Source organism: Salinibacterium sp. AL4.1, from assembly GCF_059767305.1.
Window position 1 is genome coordinate 70,619 of record NZ_JBSOQK010000003.1, and the last position, 23,082, is coordinate 93,700.

The following is a 23,082-nucleotide window of genomic DNA, read 5'->3' on the forward strand; positions in this document are numbered from 1 at the left end:
TCTAACGCTCGAAACGCAAGTACTCCGGAGCATTCGGGACTCCCGGGCACGTATCGATCGTCGAGCCGTCGGCGGCGCTAAAAGCGAACCACGACCATTCGTCTCCCAATTTCTTGCCGATCGAACGAGGCACGAGAAAACGCACGGTGGAGCCGGAGAGTTCGGCGTCATCGACATCGAGCTCGTCGGCGTCATCGCGGTCGAATTCGTGCGAAGTGAACTCTTCAATCTCGCTGTCGTCGATCTCGAGCGCGAATTGATACGCGCGGTCGCCATCGGCGCGCTCGGCGTAAATGCCCAGTTGAGCCGACGATCCCTCCCACGGTGCCGCCAGAGTGATCTCCACTTCGACCTCATCACGATCGAATTGCTCGACCCGCGCAGATTCGATGTCGAGCGCTGAGACCTCGGCCGTGTAATCAAAACACTGTGTTCCCGTTGACTCTGCGCTCGGCGGGATCAGCGTCGACTCGGGCGTCGGAACACTCGTTGCCACCGATGACGGTAGCGACGACGCTGCCGCTGGCGTCGCAGTGGCACTCGGCGACGAGGATGCCGCGGCGAGCGTGATCACGACGGTCACGATGACGGCAAAAACAACGAGCGCCACGACAGCCGCCACAACCGGGCCCACCGCAACGCGTCGATGGACGACGGGTTCGGAGGGCTCAGGAGTCACTCGGACACGCTAGCAGTGTTCCCCCGAGCATTCCGCGCCCGAACGAACCCGGTGGCGATCAGAAACTGACCGGCAATGTAAAGCGTCATGATTGCGGCATCCGACTGCCACCAGACTGGGCTCGGTGCGAACAGAGCCCAGCCGAGCGCTGTATCTGACGCCAGAAAGAGAACTGCTCCCGTGGCGATCAGTCGCGACGTCGCTAACGCCGCTGCTGTGGATGCCGCCAACACTGCCCCATAGACCGCGAGCGGAACAAAGAAGAAGCCCAGATCATCGCGCAGCAGGAACAGCAAGCCTGCCCACCAGACAACGAGCAGCAGTGCCAGCATGGGCACCCGGCGCGATTTCACCACGCGGAGAAAAAGCACGAGGTAAAGCGCATGGGCGGCAAAGAACGAGCCGAGCCCGACGAGGAAGCGTGAGCTCGCGGCATCCGACACAAAAATGTCGCCGAGCCACGACAGCGTGAGAGCGGCAAGCAGCAGATAGTCAGGCCACGAGAACGGGCGCCGCCGCACGATAACGACGCCCACCATAAGAGCGGGCATGAGCGAGAACTTGGTGACTACTGCGATGTCAGCCCAACCCGCGGCGAGGCTCACCACATGGAGTCCCGCCACAGCAAGATAGGCGAGAAAGCCTCGAAAAATTAGCACGACCACAGCCTAGGGCCGGTTAGCGTGCGGAGGAATAGTTTCCTGCTGGTCGATTACGACGCCGGCGACGGGCCCGCTCACGTGCTGCGGCCACGCCCAGAGTGACCACCACACCAATCGTCGCTCCGACGGAGTTGGAAACGATGTCGCGCGGGTCAGAGACTCGGGAGGGAATGAACTGCTGCACCCATTCGATTCCCGCCGTCAGCAGAACCGCGAGGCCAAGCGCGAGCCACCATTGGCGCTTGCCGACGAGAAGAACAAAGAACAATCCCACCGGCACAAACAACGCGATGTTCGCCATGAACTCGAGGTCATTGAAAGTGAGCCACTGCGTAGCCTGAAACCGGTCGAGAAAAACTGCCAGCTGCCAGAGCGGACCATCACGTTGGTCGGGGGCTTGCGGGCTCAGCGTCAGCCAAGCCACCACGGCGAGATAGCTGAACGTGGCAGTGCTCAGATAGGGATGACGCCGAAACATTCCCCCATCGTGCCCCACGAGGGCTAAGAAAAGGCTCGACGCGCTAGGAGCCGACGACAAGTGATGCAAAAACGGAGGCGAGCCACCATACCCACAGGAAGGTCCCCACGAGCGCGACCACCACCCAGACGAAGCGGCGAGCACTCGCCCGACGCACATCGTGGTGGATGCGAACGAATTCGCGCGTTATCTCGCGCGAGGCAATCGTCGCTTGCTGCGGAGCGGGCCAGGTGGTGCTTGACTCGGCCACCGTTGAGAGGGTCGCAACCTCCTCCCCCGTGAGCGATGCCCGCGCTGACAGAAGCCACTGCTCAAGCTGCATTGACGTCAATACCCGCACGTCAGCCGGCAGCGCCAGCGTCGAGACCTTGACGGGCTCGACGACCACGAGCACCGGAACGACGTTCACGGGTGAGCCCATTGCCGCGCTGAGAGCGGCGGAAACACGCTGCCCCGCGGCTCGCGCCTCCGTAATGGCCTGACTAACGGTCTTGGCAATAACGAGCTCATCACCATTGATCGCGACATCGTCACCCTGACAATTCACAACAGAAATAGCGAAAACCCCCGCCCGCCCCACGGCGAAGTGATCGAGCGATGTTTCCCCGAGAGGTACTCCGTGGAGAATGTCCCAGCTGTGACCGAGATGGTCAAGAATCGACCCGACGAGTAGCTCGCCGACGGCCCCGCGGTAGTGCGCGCGGCCTTCAGCGGTGAGTGGCGAAAGACCGATGGTGCGCGCAAAAAGACCGCGACGCGCATGGTGCGCTTGCGCCGCGATGACGGCGGCCATGGCTGATTGTCCAGCGATCCGGCCGCGAAGATCGTTATTCTGCGGCACGCAGACCCTCCAGCTCTTCCATGCAGTGAGATGCATGCAGATATACGTTGGGCCGGAGGCTCCCCCGCCTCCGGCCCGACTCGTGGCGAAAAATCGCTCCCGAGTGAAGGTTCCTCCCCCGAGGAATAACTTCTAGATCAATAGTGCCTAACCTGAGAATCTGCCGAAACCCCCACTATTGGGCATACCCGAGTGGGGGTCAACTCCCCTGACCACCCTTATTCCGGGGTGGGAATACCCTCGGGAAGCCCCTGAGACGCAACGATACTGAGGCGTTGAGTCGAGCGCGTCATCGCGACGTAGAGCGCTGCAGCACCGCGAGAAATCTCATCCACGATGCGCTGCGGTTCAACGACGACAACGGAGTCGAACTCCAGCCCTTTCGATTCGCGAGGCGTGAGCACGGCGATCGGCTTGTTGAGGCCGGCAGCGCCCTCGCCCACGTCGGCGGCGAAGGACTGCTGCAGGGCATCCACAATGCTGCTCGTGAGCGAATCGCTGACGATTACGGCCAAGGTGCCGTCGCTGGAGATTGCACGATCGGCACCGACAACATCGCAGACGCGAGCACCCAGCTCGCTTGCCGAGACCAGGGTGACATCGACGGGCCACTCGCTCCGGCGAACGGCGCGCGACGGCGTGATCGATACGTCGTGGGCGAGCGCGACCGCTTCAGCCACTGCCACAATCTGAGACGGTGTGCGGTAGTTGACCGTAAGTTCCTCGAGTCGCCAGTGATCACCGATATCTGCGGCGAGCGCAGCACCCCAGCTATTCGTTGCGGCAGCCGCGCTGGCCTGAGCAACATCGCCCACAATCGTGAAGGACTTGAGCGGGTTACGGCGGGCGAGCAAACGCCACTGCATGGGCGAAAGTTCTTGCGCTTCGTCGACAACGATGTGGCCATAGGTCCACGAGCGATCTGCCGCAGCGAGTTCGGCCGTGGTCGCGCGCTCGGCACTGGCCTCGAACCCCTCCGCGAGAGTCTCGGCATCAATCATGCCTTCGACATCCATGTTCCGGATGGCGGCGGCAGCGTTTTCGACGTCGCGCTTGCGTTGTTGCTTGCGCTCGCGCTCCGCTGCGGTCTGAGCGAGGTCGACTTCGCCGAGAAGCTCTGCCGCTTCGTCGAGTAGCGCAACATCGCTGATCGTGAAGGGCGCATCGCGCTCACGACGCAGCAGGTCGCGCTCTTCGGGCGTCCACCGGGGCGTGAGGCTGCGCAACCAGCCCGGGCGGGCGTAGAGATCACTCACGAGCTTCTCGGGCGTGAGCGGCATCCACGCGGTGTTGAGCGCAACCTTCACATCGTGCGCCGTACGAATGTCTTCGCGCAGCCACTTCTGGTCGGCATCATCGATCGTGTTTCCGTGGGAGCGCAACTGGTCGGCGAGCAAACGACTGATTCCCGCGATCGCCGCTTTGTTGAAAACCACGCGCGCAAGGTTGTGCGGTTTGTGCGAATCCCACGCCTTCTGCATCGCCGCCCGGATGAGGTCGGCGGGAACATCCAGAATCTCGCCATTGATTTCCATGCGCTGCGTTTCGGTCGGCACCACCCGACGCGAACGAACCGCGCGCTTGATGAGCTGCGCCATCTCGAGCGAGCCCTTCAGTTGCGCGACCGAGTCGATGTCTTCGCGGCGGGCATCCACACCAGGGAACAACTGGCCGAGGCTCGCCAGCACGACACCGGTCTCGCCGAGCGACGGCAGTACGGCTTCGATGTAACGCAAAAACGAACGCGAGGGCCCCACAATGAGCACGCCGGATGCCGAGAGCCGTTCCCGATGCGAGTACAGCAAGAAGGCGGCACGGTGCAGCGCGACCGCCGTCTTGCCGGTGCCGGGACCACCCTGCACGACGAGGGCGCCGCGAAGCTCGGAACGAATGATGGCATCTTGCTCGGCCTGAATCGTCGCGACGATATCGCCCATGCGACCCGTGCGCTCAGCGGTGAGGCTTGCCATGAGAGCCGCTTCGCCCTGGAGGGAGGCCGCGTCGGTGTGAAGAAGTTCGGAGTCGAAGATCTCGTCGTCGATACGAACGATGTCCCGACCATTGCTCTGCAAGTGACGGCGAGCGCGCGCGCCGAGAGGCGTCGCCGCGGTTGCTTGGTAGAACGCTCGCGCTTGAGGAACACGCCAGTCGAGCAGCAGTGGGCGTTGCTCTTCATCCCGCAGGCCGATACGGCCGATGTAGCGCACGGGGCGCTCAGCGGTGCCTTCAGAATCAGTCTCGCTGTCGGCATCCAATTCGAGTTCGAGCCGGCCGAAGGCCAGTCGCTCGTCGATCTCGCGGAGCTGCCCGATGCGATCTTCGTAGATGCGCGCGAAAGCGTCTCGCTCCGAGCGGTTCTGGTGGGTGCCGCCCGGCGCGCTGCGACGCACAGATTCCAGCTGCTCTTGCGCGGCATTACGCAGCGCATCCAGCCGGCGATAGAGGCCGTGGACGTACGCCCGCTCGCGTTCAAGCTCACTCGATGACATCCGGTGTCCTCTCCAAATTGCGACCTTCAATCGTACGCTCTTTTTGACTATAAATTCGCCGATTAGCTCTTGCGCTCTGCCCGAGTCAGTGGCACGCTGAAAGCAGTTAAAACTCATCGCTCACCAGAGTCGCAGGCAGTGCCGCACCGGTGGGCGATGAGTCTGTTAACGGCCGGTTTGCCCCGTCGCCACGGCCCGGCGCTGTTTCTTCGAGAGTGCCCGCCAGCGTTGCGAACGCGGATGGCCAGCATTGCGAACGCAGTGATCACCCCCGAATTGAGGCTGCTCCCCTGGGCATCCCGCGGCCTACGATGGTCGGATGCTGCGTTCCATCGACTATTCCGGGCTAATTTATCCGGTGAACCCGCACGATGTCGCAGCGTTCAAGTCGTCTCGCCGTGATCACTTCGGATACTCAAACATTCGACGCACCGGCACCATCGTGCTGATCGTGGTGGTTGTCGCGTTCTTTGCGCTCTTTCTCGGAGCCCCGATCATGGGGATCGTGGGCGGCTCATTTCAGTCAGCTTTTTCGAGCGGCAATTTCTTCGCAGCGATCCCGGTGCTGTTCTTCAGCCTCCTGGTGCTCGCGCTGATCGTCGGTAGTGGCTATGTCGGCGTCACGTCGTGGCGCAAGCACGGCGGGCCGTGGCAGCGCTTTTACCGCATGAACAAGTTTGCCGACGACAACCACCTCGTCTTCTCCCCTCTCGACAGCACGGCGTTCTATCCCGGGCTCATCTTCACTCAAGGCGGCAATCGCTCGATTCGCAATCGTTTTCGCAGCGCGAGCGGGCGCACTCTCGATTACGGCAACTACCGGTACACCACGGGCTCCGGAAAGAACCGCCAGACGCACAACTGGGGGTTCCTCGCGCTCGAACTCGATCGCGCGCTCCCCCATATGGTGTTGGACGCCACGGCCAACAATCAGCTGTTCGGCGTGACTAACCTGCCGCAAAACTTTGCCAAAAATCAGGCGCTGAGCCTCGAGGGCGACTTCGACACCCACTTCACCCTGTACTGCCCGCAAGCGTACGAACGCGACGCTCTGTATGTTTTTACGCCCGACCTCATGGCGCTTCTCATCGACAAAGCGGCCCCCTACGACGTCGAGGTTGTTGATCGCTGGTTGTTGGTGTACTCGCCGAAGCCCTTCGATCTCGTTGACCCCGCCGTTCACCGTCGCCTCCTGGGCATTGCCGACACCGTGGGCACGAAAGCTCTGCGCCAATCCCGAAACTACGCCGACGAAACCATCGGCGATCGCAGTGTGAATCTCGTCGCGCCGCGCGGTCAACGCCTCAAGAGCGGTGTTCCCACCGCGACCCTCGTCACCGCTGGCATTTTCATCGCGGCATGGGGGCTCCAGTTCATCCTCAGAATGGCTGGCTAACGATCGCTGGCTAACGATCGCCCACTGACGCGCGCCGCAGCGAATTCGCTAGTGCGCTCGCTGTGCTCCCGTAAGAGCGTGCCGAGCTTCGACGATGGCGCCCAGCAATACGGCTTCATCGGCAATGGCACCGATCTGATCTCTACCGGTAATGATCCGCTGGCGAGCAAAAGCAAGCCGGGTGGCTTCTTGAATGTAGACCTTCATCACAGCGCGCTTGTTGTTGCGCGCTGCCCATGCCAGCGCCTGACGACGACCAGCCGGGGTGGCCAACACGGCGACCTCATCCTGATTGAACCAACCAGCATTGGCGTACTCGGCCAACCGGTCGAACGTCATCCGCGCTTCCTGACGACGCAGGTAGACCACGATCACAATGGCGACGACGAAGAGCGGAAACTGCACGATCGCGTAGTAGCCGAAGAAGTCGTTGACGAAGAAGAGCGCCCCGTTCCACAGCGCGTGAAGCGCAATCGCGAGGGAGAGCCCCACAGCGAAAACACCGACAGCGCGGCCGTTGCTGCGGGAACGCACCGCTAAGCCGAGCGCGATACCCGTGCAGGCGGTGAACATTACGTGCGCGAAGGGCGACATCAGGCCACGAACGAGGAACATTTGCAGGATGCCGGTTCCGCTGCCGTTGATGCTCGCAAGCTCCGAGCCGAAGTAGAGAATGTTTTCGGTGAAAGCAAAGCCGCCGGCGATCCACGCGGCGTAGACGAGACCATCCACCGGACCGTCGAAGTGGCGTCGAGCCGCCCAGAAGATAACGAGGATGCCGAGGGCCTTACCCGCCTCTTCCACGATCGGCGCCTGAATGGCGGCGGAGAAAAAGTCGTAGGCCGGGCCGGGGCCGCCCAGAGCGTTGATGACGTTGTCGATCTCGGCCCCCACAATGAGCGCCAGGAGCACTGCAACGCCGGCACCCCAGAGGAACGCGAAGACCACGGCAAGGCGAGGTTCGGGCTCCCAGCGGTCGATCCATCGCACCGCAAAGAAGACCACCGCCAGCGGCACGATAGCCAAGATGCCACCGAGCGCGAACGCATCCGTTCCGATGCCCGAGATCACAAAGACGATCACAAAGAGCAGCACGAATGACAGTGCGATGACACCCAGAATCCCCAAGATAAGAAGGCCGGGGCCTCGCGGTTGCGGCACGTGGGGCGGCAACTGGTGCTGTTGCGCTTCCTGCGCAATTTCAGCGGATGCCGCGGTGGGGCTGGGTGCGGTGCGCCCCGATGCCGCCGTGTAGTCAGGAGTCACGGAAGAAGGATCACTCGCGGTCATGACATCGAGACTAGCGTGCAGGCGCTGCGGCCCTCGTTGCTACTTGGTGCCCTCTTGCTGCTCCCGAAGGATGCTGAGCGCACGATTGACTCGGTCGCCGAGTCCCGCGACGCGCTTCTTTGACGATCGCTCCGCCTCCACAATCAGGCTCATGAGCTCGCCGCGATACACGTCTTGAGTCGAGCGCACCGACATCGCGAGCGCCAGCGATGCTTGGGCTGCCACGATTCCTCCTACGACGCTCACCACACCAGCGAGAACAGCGACAAGCACTACCCAGCCCGACGCCGAGTCCTGCCCCGCTGCGACGCCAGAAACCACGACGAGAATGACAGCCAGCACGGGGGCGATGAGTCGATGCGGGGTGCGCACGCTCAGTTGCAGCGCCGCTGACACTGTGGCGGCATCCGCAGCACGGTGGGCTTTGGTGGCATTGTCGATGGCGGTGACGCGAGCGCGGAACTCGTCGACCTGGTCTTGGTGGATGCGCAGACCCGCTGATTCGAGCAGCTCGTCGCGCACGAGGCGGTAGCTATCGGCGGGTGGGCGCACGACGACGACCGCAATGATGGCCACGATAATCACGGCGACGACCACCGTGCCGAGCGCAATCAGAATGGCGGCGGGAGCCTGAGCGGGGTCGGCGAAGAAGAGGCGCGTGCTCCAATCAGCCGAGATCGTGAGCGCCACGATGGCGATGCCCGCAAGAGGCACGGTCCAGGCCACCGGATGCAGGCGCAGGCGCGTGCGAACACCGCGAGCCAGTCGCAGGTGATCGAAGCGTGCCGTTGCGTAGTCAGCGACCTGCGCTGAGAAAGCTACGAGCCAGAGAGCGGCCACGATGGTAAGGGCTGTCCACGAAGATTCCACGCTGCGACTGTAGTCGCTTCCCCACTTTTCTGACGAGAATTACCGTGGTTTCCGCACGGAAGCACGGTGGGGTGATGTCTGATTCCCGCTGGTCACAGCGCCGGGCTAGTGACAGAGTGAGAACATGCTCTCCCCCACGCTCAGCTTCGACGAGCAATACCGCGCGCTGTGTTCGCGGGATGCCCGCTTCGACGGACAGTTCATTGCGGGCGTGCACTCCACCGGAATCTACTGCCGCCCCAGCTGCCCCGCCGTGGCTCCGAAACCACGCAATGTGCGCTTCTACCGCACCGCGGCTGCCGCCCACGAGGCTGGACTTCGTGCCTGCAAGCGGTGCCAACCGGATGCCGTTCCCGGTTCTCCCGAATGGAACCTAAACGACGACCTTGCCTCGCGCGCCATGCGCCTCATCGCCGACGGAGTCGTCGAACGCGACGGAGTCGAAGGTCTATCCACTCGGCTCGGTTACACGAGCCGCCACCTCACCCGAGTGCTTACCGCCGAACTCGGAGCTGGCCCGCTCGCTCTCGCCCGTGCGCACCGCGCTCAAGCCGCCCGAACACTGCTCGGCGCAACCGAACTGAGTATCTCTGACGTGGCATTCGCTGCCGGCTTCTCCAGCATCCGTCAGTTCAACGACACCATTCAGGCCGTGTATGAGACCACACCAAGCCAATTGCGCACGCTCGCTCGGCGTGGAGCAGCGGCGCATCCCCACACCGCACACGAGCGCCCTTCTGCCCTCACCCTACGGTTGCCGACGCGGGCACCCTTCGACGGCGCCGGGCTCATGACGTTCTTCGCGAATCACGCGGTAGCGGGGATCGAGACAGCCACTGCCACCAGCCTGGAACGCGCCATCCGCCTGCCCGGTGGCATCGCCCACGTGCGCCTCGAACTCGGCGACCAAGGCATCACGTGCACAGCACAGCTCGCCACCATTTCGGATGTCGCCCCGCTCGTCGCCCGCGTGCGTCGCCTCTTCGACCTCGACGCCGACTCGCTCGCGATCGACCGCGCGCTCAGCAGCGACCCGGCCCTCGCTGGCTCGGTGGCCCGCGTGCCCGGAATGCGGTTGCCAGGCAGCGTCGATACCGAGGAGACCCTCTTCCGCACGCTCATCGGGCAGCAGATCTCGGTCGCCGCTGCGCGAACGGTGCATGCCCGGGTCGTGACGGAGCTGGGAAGTGACGGGCTGTTCCCGACCGCAGCAGTGTTGGCGGCATCCGGGGCCGAGATTTTACGTGGCCCCAAAACACGTATCGCCAGCATCCTCGGCGTTGCCGAAGCAATCGCGTCGGGCGAGCTCGAGCTGGATGTCTCCACCCCTGTCGACGAATTCACAGCAAAGCTCGTCGCAATGCCCGGGATCGGCCCGTGGACGGCCGGCTACATGGCAATGCGGGTACTCGGCAACTCCGACATCATGCTCAGCAGTGACCTCGTTGTGCGCCAAGGTGCTGGCGAGTTGGGGCTTCCCGCGACCGCAACAGCGCTCACCCAGTACTCACGCCAGTGGGCTCCCTGGCGCAGCTATGCGTGCATGCACTTGTGGAGATCGCGGCCACTCTAGGTAGAGCAGAACGCAACCTCACCGTAGGCTGGGCACATGAACGTCAGACTCTTGATTCTCGGTTTTGGTATCGCTGTTGGATACGTCGTTGGCGCGCGCGCAGGCCGTGAACGCTACGACCAGATGAAGGGCAAAGCCACCGAAGCGTGGGAGAGCCCTCGCGTGACTAAAGCACGCACGTCGGTCGAGGATTACGCGCGCACTCAGGGCCCGATTCTGCTCGACAAGGCCGAAGCAGTAGCTAAGGCGACTCCCGGCTTTGTCACCGAGAAGGCAAAGGATGTCGCCGAGAACACTCGCGAATTCGCCGAGACTGCTCGCACCACCGCCACCAAGCTCGCCGAGAACGCCAAGGAGTCTGCCAAAGACTTCGCGGGCACGGCGAAGGAAACCGCCAAGGACCTTGCGGACAACGCAAAAGAGTCCGCTAAAGAGATCGCTGATCGCGCCTCGGCTACCGCTCGCGGTGCTGTCGGCCGCGTCACCGAGACAGCCGAAGACGTGCGCGAGAACGCAAACAAAGAACTCGCTGAACTGCGCGAACGTGGCGAGAACGCCATCGACCGCGCCTTTACGACCGCGGGTAAAGCACGCGACGAAGCGCTCGCTCCTCTTGACGATGAGGATGACGACGACGAGCTCCCCGCCAAATAGCGGCACCGCTCCCCTGCTCTGACAACAACACAACCCGGGTCCTCTCACTGAGAGGACCCGGGTTGTGTGCGTACTGACTACTTAGCTTCTTCTTCCAACCACGGAAGAGAAATAGCGGCCGTCATCGGGGAAACTCCGCTGAGACGCTCTGGAGTAAGAACGCGGGCGACGTCTTCTTCCTTCATGAGTCCGGCAGAGACCACCAGTTGCGCGATGGAGGCGTTCGTGGTGAGCGCCGTGTGCGCGAGGTTTGCTGCTGCCGCGTAGCCGATGTACGGGGTCAAGGCGGTGACGACGCCCACACTCGACTCGACCTGAGCGGCAAGGCGCTCCTCGTTGGCAGTGATGCCGTCGATGCAGTTCTCCCGCAGAGTGCGGCAGGCGTTGGTCATCCACGCCACCGACTGCAGAATCGAGTGCGCAATCACGGGCTCGAACGCGTTGAGCTGCAACTGGCCACCCTCCGCCGCGGCGGTCACCGTGGCATCCGCACCGATCACGCTGAAGGCGACCTGGTTGACGACCTCGGGAATAACCGGGTTGACTTTGCCGGGCATGATCGACGACCCTGCCTGTTTGGCAGGCAAGTTGATTTCGCCGAAGCCAGCCTGAGGTCCGCTCGAGAGCAAGCGAAGGTCGTTACAAATCTTGGAAAGTTTCACAGCAGAACGCTTGAGAACGCTGCTGAGAGTCATAAAGATTCCGACGTCACTCGTGGCCTCGATGAGGTCGAACGCCGTCTTCATCTCGATGCCCGTGGCCTCGGTAAGGTGGCGGCGCACAGCCTCGGCATAGCGCGAGTCGGCGGTGATGCCGGTGCCGATCGCGGTGGCGCCCATGTTGATTTCGCTCATGAACGGCAGAACTTCGGTGAGGCGCGCGTGGTCCTCTTCGAGCGTGTGCGAGAAGCCGGTGAACTCTTGACCCAGAGTCATCGGCACCGCATCCTGCATCTGGGTACGGCCGATCTTGAGGATGTTGACGAACTCGCGGCCCTTGGCGCCGAACGATTCAGAGAGCAATTGGTGCTCAACGAGCAAACGACGCACGCCAAAGACCATCGCGAGCTTGATTGCCGTGGGGTACACGTCGTTCGTGCTCTGGCTGCGGTTGACGTCGTCGATGGGATGCAAGAACGAGTACTCGCCCTTGCTGTGCCCCAAAATTTCCAGAGCACGGTTCGCGATTACTTCGTTCGCGTTCATGTTCGTGGAGGTGCCGGCACCGCCCTGAATAACGCCGACGCAGAACTCTGCGTGAAGAGAGCCGTCAAGAATTTCTTGGCAGGCCTGGTCGATCGCGTGAGCCTTGCGGGACTCGAGCACGCCGAGTTCAGCGTTGGCGCGTGCCGCTGCCTGCTTGATGTGAGCAAGCGCTCGAACGAGATCGGGATAAACGGAGATAGCACGACGCGTAATCGGAAAGTTCTGCATCGCGCGAAGCGTGTGCACTCCCCAATACGCGTCTACTGGAACCTCAAGCGAACCGAGTGAATCGGATTCGATACGGGTAGCGGTGTCTTGCACAGGGGCGTTGCTCAACTCTTTTTCTCATCTCCATTGATTTACGGCGCGATACACACACACTGTGATCGCGCCTCAAGTGTACGCTCGCGCACCGGGAGACTTGAAGAGAAAGCCATGGCCAGAAAGCCATTTCTTAACGAACGAGCTATTCCCTAATAGCGTCGCGAAGCAGCGACGAGAGCGCCTGCAACTGAATGTTCGCTTCAGCAACGACATCCTCATCAGACCCGTCGAGCGCACGCGCGGCGAGGCCGGCCTTGCTATCGATGAGTTCGGCGATGCGGGCGTCGATAGTGTGCGCGGCAATAATGCGCCAGGCCGTGACGGGCAGCTCTTGACCGATGCGGTGAACGCGGTCGATCGCCTGCGTCTGCTCGGCGTTTGTCCAGCTCAACTCGGCAAGCACGACGTTGGATGCCGCCTGCAAGTTGAGGCCGACGCCCGCAGCAGTCAGCGAAGCCACGACAACCGAAACCTCGGGATCGTTAGCGAACGAGTCGATCGCGTTCTGGCGAGCTTTGGCGCTCTGGTCGCCTCGAATCGAGACGGCCTTGAGGCCGACCTTGGCAAAGTGCGCCTCAGCGGTGTCCATGACATCGATGTGCTTAGCAAAGAAAACGACCTTGCCCACCGAACGAGCGAGCTGCGCGGTGTAGTCCGCGGCCAGCGTTGCCTTGGCCTGACCGATACGCCGCACCATTGTGAAGACGTTCTCGCCGGTAGTGGCGCTCTTCGACTCTTCGAGTTCGGCGTGAGCAACAACGCGAATGAGATCTTCGATGGCCACATCGGGCTTGAGCTTGCGAACGCGAGTGAAGCGGTCGACGAGGCGAGCGGTGAGGGCCTGCTCGGCGGCACGGATCGAGCGACCGAGGTCGCTGTCGAGTTCGACCGGGATGTCGGCGACGCGTCGAGCAGGAATGTCGGCAGCAACGTCGACCTTCTTGCGGCGCACGATACCCATATCGATCACGGCACGACGCGCTTCTGAGAAGAAGCCGGGGTCAGCCGGAGTGAGGTCGGTGTCTTCGAGCTTCGACATGAGCGGGGCGAGCGGTTTGGTGCCGTCGATCCAGCCGAGGAACTGCCAAATGGCTCGGAAGTCTTCGATCGAGTTGATCAGCGGGGTTCCCGTGAGCGCCATGAGCAGCGCTTTCGGGTACGTTGCACGAATATTCTGCGACAGGCTCAAGACGTGCTTGGAGCGTTCAGATTTGAGGTTCTTAATGAAATGAGCTTCATCGACAACCATGCCCTTGAAGCCGAAACGACCGAGCCAGCCGACGTGACGGTCGAGAACTTCGTAGTTCACGATGACGACATCGCTGAACGCATCGACAGTGTCGCCGTCGCCGTGAACCACGGTGGCGCTGCGGCCAGGAGTCCATAGTTCAACTTCGCGTTCCCAGTTGGTCTTCACGACATTGGGCACGACAACGAGCAAAGGGTACGAGTGAGAGGCTTCGGCAGCCATGAGTGCCTGAGCGGTTTTACCCAGTCCAGGCTCATCGGCGAGCAAGAACGTGCGGTGGCCCTGCTTGACGACCTCGACGAAACGCGCCTGGTGGCGCATCAGCTCAAGATCTCCCCGGGTGCGCAGCGACTCAGCTTCGGGAAGCTCCATCGACGCTGCTCCGCCGCCAGAACCGTGCTCGAACGCACGGAATAGTGGGTCGATGAGTTCCCAGTTAGCAAGACGGTTGTTGTGCTCGGGCTTGGGCGCGATCGCGCTGAAGTCGGGAGCCAAGAAGGGATTCGCCATTTGCATCTGGCGAACGGATGCTGGAACAACCTGCTTCTCGACCTGCTTGTCGACGGGCTTTGGTTCTTCGGCGATGATCAGTTCATCGGGGCTGAGTTCGACACCGGCAGCCAGCAGCAGGTCGCGGCGCAGCGCCTGAGCCGCGGGAGTGATCGGTGCCGACTCCCCCAACATCGAGAGCAAGCTTGTGTCGCGAGCAGCCGTCTTGGCCAAGATGCCCGCGAGGCCATCGAGGCGCTTTTGTTCATTGGCACGCTCGGACTCGGTGAGCGTGGCATCCGTCTTCACGCGGGCACGCTCTTCACGCAGCAACAGCGCTGCGACCTGGAAACGTGCGCGGTTGGTCGGCTTGAGCGGGCCCTTCTGAACAGCTGTCTCAACCTCGCGTGCGGCGCGAGCCAACACGGGGATAACGCCCGTGTCGTCACCGGGACGGGCGCGACGGCGCTGAGTGTTGCCTTGGCGCTGACCCGAATTCTTGGATCGTTTGTTGCGCTGCGAGGACTCGGTCTGTGACGAGTTGGTCAATTATTCTCCTGGCGCTAGGCAAGCGGCTCAGTAGTGGGTACGACGACTCAGGGACGTAGAACGAGTAGTTGCTGCCTCGAAGGTAACTTCAATTGAACGACAACTTCCACTCGAGTGAGCCAGACCCAACTGCGATGCGATTGGTGGTCTCAAGGGATGCGGTATCCAGTGTACGCAGAAATAGGCGCGAGCGCTCTACTGCAGCGAATTAACCTCGACTTGTGGAGTCTGTAACGCGCGCGCCAACACCCACCGCGATAAACACGAGAGCCGCTGTGTAGTGCAATCCCGCGAAAAGTTGGGTGTCATCAATCACGATGGGCACGATCGGGTTCCAGAGAATCGCAATCGGAATGAGACCGACGGCCCACCACCATTGCCGTGCCTGCCACACCAAAACAACGCAGATCAAGGCGAGGATGCTCACGACGTAGCGCACGATCGTGAAGATCTCGGTGCCGATGACACCAGCACCCACCAGCAGCACGAGAACGGCCAGGATTGCAGCGGGCAACGCAACGCGTCGGGGACGATTCGGGTACGTTGCGCTCACTCGTTCGAATATACCCGCCTGCTGGTGTTCGGCTTCGCACGCGCGAACCACGAGGCCATGACCGCGGCGTCTTCGGCGGGGCTAGACGCCGCCTCCTCCACCGCCACCGCCGCCACCACCCGAGGAACCGCCACCACCCGAGCCACCGCTCGAGCTGCTTGACGAACTGCCCGAGTACGAACTGGCCACCGCAGTCGAGAAACTTGAGATGCTCGAGGCGAACAGCACGCCGTTGAAGCTGCTAGAACCGCGATACCAGTCCGGCGAACTCTCGGTGTAGTACCGGCTGAGCTCTGTCGACCACTCTTTCTCGAGACCGAACAGCACCGCATACGGCAAAAGCTTCTCGTAGATCTTGAGCACGTCGGTGGCGCCCGTTGCCTCGTTTCTCTCCCGCAACGCACCCTCGGGGCTCTGCAACATCTGCAGGCGATCAGCCTCAGCGAGTCTGATGTACAGCTTGAGCCCCTCAAGGTGATCGCGCAGTTCGGAGCCCTGAGCCGTCAGCGGAATACGCGATAGCAGCGACATCGTCAGCACCGCTGCCATGAACGACACCATGATGACCACGAATGGAACGGCTGAACCGTAGTCACCATCGATCAGCGCGATACCGAAGACGATCGACACGATCACGGCGGCGACCGAAACCAGCAAGGGAAGATAATTGCGCGCACTCAGCTTCTGCCGGTAGCCGTTCGGCGCGAGCGCGGAGTTCTCCGCCGTCAGAATCGAATACATCTTCTTGCTGAGCTTGGAATCCGACTTCTTCATGTCCCGGATGGCGCCATGCTGCAGGGACTGCCCGAAGAGTGCGCGCAAGACTTCCAACTCGCGCCCCGTCACACCGGTCGGGTCCATCAGCTCGAGACGGAAGGTGGTTCCCGAGGAGAAGAAGCCCGTTGATTCCTCCTCGAGAATGCGCAACTTGCCTCGCACAGCGAAATCCAGAATCTGCGCGGCAACCGCTTTGTGACGCTTCTTGATCACGAGCGCGGCGGTGACAACCGAGACATCGCGTGGGGGCGAATACTCCGCAATGATCGTAGGGCGGCCCCCGTCATCCGCCAGCTTGGATCGTCGGATGCGAATAGCCCAGATCACTGCAGCGATCGCACCGATGAAACCCAGCGGCTGGCCGTAGCCTGCTGCCGAGCCGAAGTAGGAGCTGTTGCGGGCAACGAACGTGCCGGGTTCGAACCCGAAGGCGACCGTGACGTTCTGCCCCCGCTGCAGCATCTCCTGCGTTGCTAGGTACGTATCGTCATCCAGAGCGACAATGTCACAGCGCTGGGTTGACTGATCGATTCCCCAGTAGCAGTCGGGCGCCACGCTGAGGGCGTCACTCAGGCCCTCGCCGAGATGAATTGTGGCGGTGAGAGAGCCGAAGGGCTGATTCCAGCCCGTGCCATTGGTATCCCAGTAGAACTCATCGGCGCCGGTGTCGGCGGCGAACCGCGTCACGTTCGAGCGCATGTAGGTAAAGACATACGTCTGCGTTCCTTCGACAAAGGAGTCGGCCGCACTCGTCACCAGAGTGAAGTTGCCCTCTTCTTCGGCCTCGAAGTCACGGGGTTGCCCATTCTCATCCGTGACAGAGATCGCACGGATGTCGAGCGGTTCGCCCTGGTAAGTACTCGGGATAGCGCGGCGCATCCCCCGATTCTGATCGGCTGGAAACACCGCAACGAAAGTCTCGACGGTGAGCAGCGTTGAACGCCCCTCGTCATCACGATCGAGGAAGAACTCGCCCTCGTAGCTGTCAAACACGAAGTCGTCGAGGCCGGCGTTCACGAGCCCGGTCGCTGCAGCTCCGTCGCCGGCAAAGTTGTTCGGATGCCCGGCTGCCGTCGCCGCGAGAGGTACTGCGCCCAGCGCCACCACCACCGCAATTGCCCCCACCAGCCGCGCGCTCAGCCGCGCACTCCACCGGAATCGAGGGCGTCGCTGCGCTCTGACTGTCATCGTGTCTCCGTTTCCTTACCCTCGGGTGAAAGCGAGCACCGCCTGCTGCTCGCTAGAGTCGAGGTATGAAGAGTGCTTTGGCTGTCGAACACCTGCAGGAACTCGTTCGAATCCCGACAATTTCCCGAGTGGATCCCTCCGCCACGGAATGGACAGAATTCGACCGTTTCGCTCAGACATTGCGCAAGCTGTATCCACTGTGCCACAGCCGGCTCGAGCGCGAGACGGTGCTCGGCCATTCCCTTCTTTTCCGGTGGCGCGGCCGAGCATCTACCGAACCTGCCGTGCTGATGGGCCACTACGACGTCGTCGCGGCGACCGACGAAGGTTGGAAGCGACCACCTTTTGCGGCAGAACTCAGCGGCAGGGGTGACGAGCAACTGATCTGGGGGCGGGGCACCCTCGACGACAAGGGCTCCGTCGTCGCCATTCTCGAGGCCGTCGAGGCTCAGCTCGAAGCGGGGCTTGTGCCCGCTCAAGACATTTATTTGTGCTTCGGTCACGACGAGGAAACCCACGGAACCGGCGCCTCCGCCATCGTCGATCTTCTCGAAAGCCGGGGCGTGAAGCCCACGCTGGTGCTCGACGAGGGCGGCGCGATCGTTGACGACGTGTTCGATCAGGTCGATGCCCCCATGGCTGTGGTCGGCGTGGCCGAGAAGGGCACTGCGACACTGCGTTTAACGGTCGACCAGTCGGGTGGCCACGCCTCGACTCCCCCGAAATTTCCCGCTGCTGTTCGTCTGGCCCAGGCTATTGTTCGCCTCAATTCGCGCCCTTTCCCCTCACGCCTGACCGATACGGGCGCAGACCTCATGCGCCTGCTCGGCGAGCACGCGGGCGGCATGACGGGCTACCTGCTGCGCAACGTTTCGTGGACTAAGCCATTTCTTCTGCCGATTCTGGTGCGCAAGAGCGACGAGCTCGCTGCAATGATGCGCACGACTCAGGCCGTGACGATGTTGGAAGGCGGCCATGCCGTCAACGCGATGCCCGAACGGGTGAGCGCCATCATCAACGTGCGCATCGCCGTGAACTCGAGCCTCGACGAGACCCTCGCCCATGTCACACGTGCCATCAACGACAAGCGCGTTCGGGTTTCCGTCGATTCCCCTGGCGAACCGTCGCCGGTGTCGGCCACCTCGGGGCTCGCCTGGGAGCTTCTTCGTTCCACGATCGAAAAGAGCTTTCCCGGCACAATCGTCACGCCCTACGTTCAGAATGGTGCGACCGATAGCCGCCACTTCACGCGCATCAGCAATGGCGTTTACCGCTTCACCCCCTTCGCCATGGCGCGCGAAGTGCGGGACACGCTCCATGCCCGCAACGAACGGATGCTCGTGCGCAGTTACCTCGATGGCATCGAGTTCTACCGGTCGCTCATCGCGTCGCTATAAGGCCGCGCGCGGCCGAGTACTCCGTCGCGTAATTAGCGGCGGGGCGCGAAGGGCAGCGGGTTCGAGTCGCTGGCTTCCTTGGCGATCCAACTGCCAAGCTCGGCCGGACGATCGGTGACGATTCCGTCGACGCCCAGAGCCACAGCATCCGACCATGTATCGCTGTCGTTGAGGGTGTAGATCAATATGCCCAAACCGGCATCATGAACCTGCTGCACGAGTTCGGGGTTGCTCGTGATCGCGGTCTCACTGGTCACGAGGGCCACCGCGCCCGCTGCGGCGGCAAGTTGAGCAGGATCTCCCACGATGTCGCGCGCGATGAGCATCCCCGGCAACTCGGGGCTCACGCGCTGCACCGCTTGAAGCGTCATGATGTCGAAGCTGCCCAGAATGACGTGATTGGTCACACCGTTGCGAGCGATGAGATCCGCCACGAGCGCCACTTGCTCGTCAGTCCACGATCCTTTGAGTTCGAGGATCGCGTTCTTGGTTGACCAGCGCAGCACGTTGAGAAACTGCTCGAGGGTGGGCACCGTCGCGCCGGCGAATTCTTCGCTAAACCACGAGCCAGCGTCGAGGGCCGCGAGTTCTTCGTAGGTGTACTTCCACACCGGTCCGGTGCCGTTCGTGGTGCGATCGACGGTCCAGTCGTGCATGAGCACGGGCACTCCGTCGGCCGTGAGCTGAACGTCAGTCTCGACGTAGTCGGCTGCGCTGTCGAGCGCAAGGCTCAAGGCTTCGAGAGTGTTCTCTGGCGCCACCGTCTTGTCACCGCGGTGACCGGCAATGAAGGCGGCCTCCCCCGGCGATTTGAGCGAGGTGAACGCGCCCACGGCATGCACCCGAACAACGTTGGCGTTCAGCACGAGCGCCAGCGTGATGGCGGTGACAAGCGTGGCCGCCAGGGCCGCACGCCGCGCTCGAAGATGATGGTTCGGTTGTGCCAGGTTCTGCGATGCCGCCATGGACTCGCCATCCTTGTGTCGGGTTGCCGCGCGTTCGCGGTGACCCCACTATAGCGAGCCCGTTACCAATCCGTTACCTTATTGGCGAATTAGTTGAGGCGTGTCTCGATGGCCTCGCGGTGAGGGATCGATGGCACAGCGCCGTGGTTCTCCACCGAAATTGATGCCGCGGCTCCCGCGAAGCGCAGGGCGTCATCCAGCATCATGCCCTCCACCACTCCCGCAGCGAAGGCACCGCAGAAGGTGTCCCCCGCGCCGGTGGCGTCGACCGCGGTGACGCGATGAGCCGGAACGACGACGGGCTCGGAGCCCACACGGTGAAGCGCGGCGCCCTTGGAGCCGAGCGTGACAATGACGGTCGAGACCAGACCGAGCAGTCGTTCGCCAATGCCATCGAGTTCGTCAGAAAGACCGTTGTCTTTCGCGAGCTCGGCAGCTTCGTGTTCGTTCACGATGAGGATGTCGAGGTTCTCGAGAAGCTCTGCGGGCAGCGCCTGGATAGGGGCGGCGTTCAGAATTACCTTTGTACCAACTGCCCGGGCGATCTTCGCCGCAGAAATCACGGTGGCCAGCGGGATTTCGAGCTGCATCACCAGCGCGGATGCCGCACTGATCGCTGCGGAGTCAGCGGCGGTGAGGTCGGCTACATCGGTGTTCGCTCCGGCCTCAACGATGATCGTGTTCTCGCCCGTGTTATCGACCGCGATGAGGGCGGTTCCGGTGGGCTTGCCGGTCGTCTTGAGGTGCGTGACGTCGATCGAGTCTGCGGCGAGCCCCGAGCGCACCATTTCGCCGAAGCCATCGTCACCGACAGCTCCCACGAAGGTCGTCGCGACGCCGGCGCGCGCGGCAGCGACAGCTTGGTTCTGGCCCTTGCCGCCTAGAGCGGTGTTCAGACTGCGCGACAGCACGGTTTCGCCCGGCGAGGGGATGCGGTCCACTCGAAAGACCTGATCAATGTTTGCGCTACCAACGACGACGATTCCAGACATTAGTCAAAAGTAACGCATTACGACCACATGTGGGGTTTATTTCGCGTCAGAATCCGATTCCGCCGCCGCAACGATGCGGTTGACCATTCCGCTGAAAATCACGCCGTGGAATGGCAGGATCGCAGCCCAGTACAGTCGCCCGCCGAGTCCGCTCGGAAAGAACACCGCGCGCTGGCGATAGAACGCTCCGTCTTCGCCGCGGTCTTCGACGCTCAGTTCAAGCCACGCTCGGCCCGGTAACTTCATTTCGGCGCGCAGCCGCAAGCTGTGCCCGCGCTCGATGCTCTCCACGCGCCAGAAGTCCAAGGCGTCGCCCGTGTTCAATGTGCTCGGATGACGGCGGCCACGGCGCAGGCCGACCCCGCCAACCAGCTTGTCGAGCCAGCCGCGCAGAGCCCACGCCAGCGGGAACGAATACCATCCGTTCTCGCCGCCAATCCCCTCGACCACAGCCCACAGTGCTTCCGCAGACGCGGGCGTCGCGCGTTCGCGTAGGTCGGTGTAGACCGTGTGACCGGTCCATTCCGGGTCACTGGGGATGGGGTCGCTCGGTGCACCCACAACGGTCGCGTCCTGCCAACTCGTCTCGACCTCGCCGTCGCCCATCTTCACGAGGGCCAAACGAACGGAGGCGCGATAGCTTGTGAGACCGCCCTCAGGCTCGGGAATGAACTCCGAGACCGACTCGTCGCGAACGACGCAGTCGAACTGCAGCGACTCAATGATCGGCACTGCCAGCAGCCGAGGAATCGGTGTCACCAGGTTTACCCACTGCGAAGCAAGCCACGGAGTCAGCACCGGCAATGATGCGATCGGGCGCTGGTGAAGCCCCGCTTCAAGTGCGTAACCGTTCATCATCTGGCCGTAGCGCAGCACATCCGGCCCGCCAATATCGAAGCTTCGGTTGAGGTCGTCGGGGAGTTCGAGCGCCGACACCAAGTAGTAGAGAACGTCGCGCACGGCGATCGGCTGAATGAAGTTGCGCACCCATTTCGGTGCGGGCATATAGGGCAGAACCTCGGTGAGGTGGCGGATCATTTCGAAGGACGCCGAACCAGACCCAATGACAACTCCCGCGTTGAACGCGATGGTCGGCACGCCCGATTCTAGGAGGATGTTGCCGACCTCGGCTCGGCTGCGCAAGTGTCGACTGAGCTCAGAAATATCGCCCTCGGGGTGCAGGCCGCCCAGATAGACGATGCGGGAGACTCCCGCTTTCTTCGCCGCTTTGGCCACGTTCGTGGCTGAGAGCTTCTCGGTCTTTTCGAAGTCACCGGCGGCGCCCATGGCGTGCACGAGGTAGTAAAGCGCGTCTACTCCGTCGACGGCATCGACGAGGCTGTCAGCGTCGGTGAGATCCCCCACGACGACTTCGACATCGTCGCTCCACGGCACGTCGCGCAGCTTGCGCGGATTGCGCACAAGCACCCGCACACTGTGCCCCGCCTCGATGAGTCGAGGCACGAGTCGGCCGCCAAGGTATCCAGTTGCTCCAGTTACAAGAACGCGCATTCCGTAACCCTAGGCACCGCCGCTGGGAGGCAGCGCACAGTTAGCTCGGTATCCGCCGCTGCTCTATTACTGACGGGCTCGACGCGCTACCGGTCGGCGCGACTTAATTCGACGCCAGACCAGGAACCAGGCCGCCCCGCCGAGGGCAAGGATGCTGAAGAAGATCGTCCACGCGATCCAGGTGTAGTCGGGCTTAGCGCCGTATACGCTGGCTTGCAGCTCGGCTTGAGTGAGCGTTGGCGCTGCATCGGCATCGACTTGCCCCACAGTACCTTCGCTAGCCGAGCTTTCAGAGGAGCCATCAGAGCCCGAGGATGATTCCCCCGAGTCGCTCGCGCTCGGCGTTGCGGTGGGAGTCGGAGTGGCTGTTGCGCTCGACTCTTCAGCGGGATCGGGATCGGGGGCGGGCGCTGCAGCGGCGGGCGCATCCGGGCCGGTGTGGCCGGGGTAGGTGGCAAACACCTGCACGCCCCACGTCGTTCCACCGCTCGAGTAGAACGCGATTCCGATGTCGGTGAACGCCCCCAGAATGTTCTCCCGGTGGCCCTGAGACGACATCCAGCCATCGTGCATGGCCTGAGCCGTGCGATACCCCTGCGCCACATTTTCGCCAGCCGAACGCCAGCCCGCTGGAATCTGGGTGGAGTAGTCGGGGTTGTGCGACATCGTGCTGCTCGCCGCCATCTTCTTGGCCCAAGCCAAAGCGACGGCGTCCATGTCCGCATTGCGGATGAGTCCCTGCTGACCGTTATCCCACCGGGCCTGATTGACAAGACTGTGGATAGTGTCAGCTTCGGCAGCTGAAGCGGGGGCAGCAGCAGCGACGGGGACTAAGAAAATCGCGAGAAGAAGGGCAAAAAATCCGCTGGCGATACGAGAGGGAGTGCGGCGTGAAAAAATCATTACTCAGCAAGTATCCGTAGATACGCGCGCTGGGCAACCCCCACGCC

19 protein-coding genes are annotated in these 23,082 nt (G+C 62.5%); 4 read left to right on the forward strand and 15 right to left on the reverse strand.

The annotated features are described in order from the left end of the window. Nucleotide 1: 1 nt before the first annotated feature. The 5 genes from ACWTV3_RS12925 to ACWTV3_RS12945 form a co-directional block, all read right to left on the reverse strand. Nucleotides 2-679 carry a hypothetical protein gene (locus tag ACWTV3_RS12925; protein ID WP_498478620.1) on the reverse strand — a complete coding sequence of 226 codons (678 nt, stop codon included), beginning with the start codon at nucleotides 677-679 and terminating at the stop codon, nucleotides 2-4. Continuing rightward, nucleotides 676-1,338 carry a lysoplasmalogenase family protein gene (locus ACWTV3_RS12930; RefSeq protein WP_498478621.1) on the reverse strand — a complete coding sequence of 221 codons (663 nt, stop codon included), beginning with the start codon at nucleotides 1,336-1,338 and terminating at the stop codon, nucleotides 676-678. The genes ACWTV3_RS12925 and ACWTV3_RS12930 overlap by 4 nt, the downstream gene beginning before the upstream one ends. A gap of 19 nt (nucleotides 1,339-1,357) precedes the next feature. Further along, a complete protein-coding gene (locus ACWTV3_RS12935) occupies nucleotides 1,358-1,819 on the reverse strand; it encodes a VanZ family protein (RefSeq protein WP_498478622.1) in 462 nt (153 codons plus the stop codon). Between the two features lie 43 nt (nucleotides 1,820-1,862). After that, complete coding sequence (locus tag ACWTV3_RS12940; protein WP_498478623.1) at nucleotides 1,863-2,660, reverse strand: nuclease-related domain-containing protein; 798 nt, start codon at nucleotides 2,658-2,660, stop codon at nucleotides 1,863-1,865. A gap of 218 nt (nucleotides 2,661-2,878) precedes the next feature. After that, complete coding sequence (locus ACWTV3_RS12945) at nucleotides 2,879-5,149, reverse strand: HelD family protein (RefSeq protein ID WP_498478624.1); 2,271 nt, start codon at nucleotides 5,147-5,149, stop codon at nucleotides 2,879-2,881. Between the two features lie 319 nt (nucleotides 5,150-5,468). Here ACWTV3_RS12945 and ACWTV3_RS12950 point away from each other — a divergent pair, with 319 nt between their 5' ends. Next, a complete protein-coding gene (locus tag ACWTV3_RS12950; RefSeq protein ID WP_498478626.1) occupies nucleotides 5,469-6,545 on the forward strand; it encodes a hypothetical protein in 1,077 nt (358 codons plus the stop codon). Between the two features lie 48 nt (nucleotides 6,546-6,593). Here ACWTV3_RS12950 and ACWTV3_RS12955 read toward each other — a convergent pair whose 3' ends face one another. Together ACWTV3_RS12955 and ACWTV3_RS12960 are read right to left on the reverse strand one after the other, a co-directional pair. Continuing rightward, nucleotides 6,594-7,835: a PrsW family intramembrane metalloprotease gene (locus tag ACWTV3_RS12955; protein WP_498478627.1), complete on the reverse strand. Its 1,242-nt coding sequence runs from the start codon at nucleotides 7,833-7,835 to the stop codon at nucleotides 6,594-6,596. 39 nt (nucleotides 7,836-7,874) lie between these two features. Next, the gene (locus ACWTV3_RS12960) at nucleotides 7,875-8,705 is read right to left on the reverse strand and encodes a hypothetical protein (RefSeq protein WP_498478628.1); all 831 of its coding nucleotides are present in this window, start codon (nucleotides 8,703-8,705) and stop codon (nucleotides 7,875-7,877) included. 124 nt (nucleotides 8,706-8,829) lie between these two features. On the opposite strand from ACWTV3_RS12960, the gene ACWTV3_RS12965 reads away from it, so the two are divergent. Both ACWTV3_RS12965 and ACWTV3_RS12970 read left to right on the forward strand, forming a co-directional pair. Then, the gene (locus tag ACWTV3_RS12965; RefSeq protein WP_498478629.1) at nucleotides 8,830-10,278 is read left to right on the forward strand and encodes an AlkA N-terminal domain-containing protein; all 1,449 of its coding nucleotides are present in this window, start codon (nucleotides 8,830-8,832) and stop codon (nucleotides 10,276-10,278) included. Nucleotides 10,279-10,314: 36 nt separating this feature from the next. Further along, nucleotides 10,315-10,932, forward strand: a complete 618-nt coding sequence (locus tag ACWTV3_RS12970) for a protoporphyrinogen oxidase (RefSeq protein ID WP_498478631.1) — start codon at nucleotides 10,315-10,317, stop codon at nucleotides 10,930-10,932. A 77-nt stretch (nucleotides 10,933-11,009) separates the two neighbouring features. Here the strand turns inward: ACWTV3_RS12970 and ACWTV3_RS12975 are convergent, their stop codons facing one another. The 4 genes from ACWTV3_RS12975 to ACWTV3_RS12990 all read right to left on the reverse strand — a co-directional run bounded on the left by ACWTV3_RS12975 (nucleotide 11,010) and on the right by ACWTV3_RS12990 (nucleotide 17,266). Further along, nucleotides 11,010-12,473 (reverse strand): aspartate ammonia-lyase, encoded by a 1,464-nt coding sequence (locus ACWTV3_RS12975; RefSeq protein ID WP_498478632.1) that lies wholly within the window; start codon nucleotides 12,471-12,473, stop codon nucleotides 11,010-11,012. A 130-nt stretch (nucleotides 12,474-12,603) separates the two neighbouring features. Beyond that, nucleotides 12,604-14,748 (reverse strand): DEAD/DEAH box helicase, encoded by a 2,145-nt coding sequence (locus ACWTV3_RS12980; protein WP_498478633.1) that lies wholly within the window; start codon nucleotides 14,746-14,748, stop codon nucleotides 12,604-12,606. Between the two features lie 208 nt (nucleotides 14,749-14,956). After that, nucleotides 14,957-15,301 (reverse strand): DUF6804 family protein, encoded by a 345-nt coding sequence (locus ACWTV3_RS12985; protein ID WP_498478634.1) that lies wholly within the window; start codon nucleotides 15,299-15,301, stop codon nucleotides 14,957-14,959. A gap of 81 nt (nucleotides 15,302-15,382) precedes the next feature. Further along, the gene (locus ACWTV3_RS12990) at nucleotides 15,383-17,266 is read right to left on the reverse strand and encodes a DUF2207 domain-containing protein (protein ID WP_498478635.1); all 1,884 of its coding nucleotides are present in this window, start codon (nucleotides 17,264-17,266) and stop codon (nucleotides 15,383-15,385) included. Nucleotides 17,267-17,331: 65 nt separating this feature from the next. Between ACWTV3_RS12990 and ACWTV3_RS12995 the strand changes: the two genes are divergently transcribed. After that, nucleotides 17,332-18,663, forward strand: a complete 1,332-nt coding sequence (locus tag ACWTV3_RS12995; RefSeq protein WP_498478636.1) for a M20/M25/M40 family metallo-hydrolase — start codon at nucleotides 17,332-17,334, stop codon at nucleotides 18,661-18,663. A 32-nt stretch (nucleotides 18,664-18,695) separates the two neighbouring features. Here ACWTV3_RS12995 and ACWTV3_RS13000 read toward each other — a convergent pair whose 3' ends face one another. From ACWTV3_RS13000 to ACWTV3_RS13015, 4 genes are all read right to left on the reverse strand, one after another. Continuing rightward, the gene (locus ACWTV3_RS13000; RefSeq protein WP_498478637.1) at nucleotides 18,696-19,628 is read right to left on the reverse strand and encodes a glycerophosphodiester phosphodiesterase; all 933 of its coding nucleotides are present in this window, start codon (nucleotides 19,626-19,628) and stop codon (nucleotides 18,696-18,698) included. 89 nt (nucleotides 19,629-19,717) lie between these two features. Next, nucleotides 19,718-20,620 (reverse strand): ribokinase, encoded by a 903-nt coding sequence (locus ACWTV3_RS13005; RefSeq protein ID WP_498478638.1) that lies wholly within the window; start codon nucleotides 20,618-20,620, stop codon nucleotides 19,718-19,720. A gap of 36 nt (nucleotides 20,621-20,656) precedes the next feature. Next, nucleotides 20,657-22,132: an SDR family oxidoreductase gene (locus ACWTV3_RS13010; protein WP_498478639.1), complete on the reverse strand. Its 1,476-nt coding sequence runs from the start codon at nucleotides 22,130-22,132 to the stop codon at nucleotides 20,657-20,659. Between the two features lie 66 nt (nucleotides 22,133-22,198). Continuing rightward, on the reverse strand, nucleotides 22,199-23,035 hold the full coding sequence (locus ACWTV3_RS13015) for a CAP domain-containing protein (protein ID WP_498478640.1): 837 nt from the start codon (nucleotides 23,033-23,035) through the stop codon (nucleotides 22,199-22,201). Nucleotides 23,036-23,082: the final 47 nt, after the last annotated feature.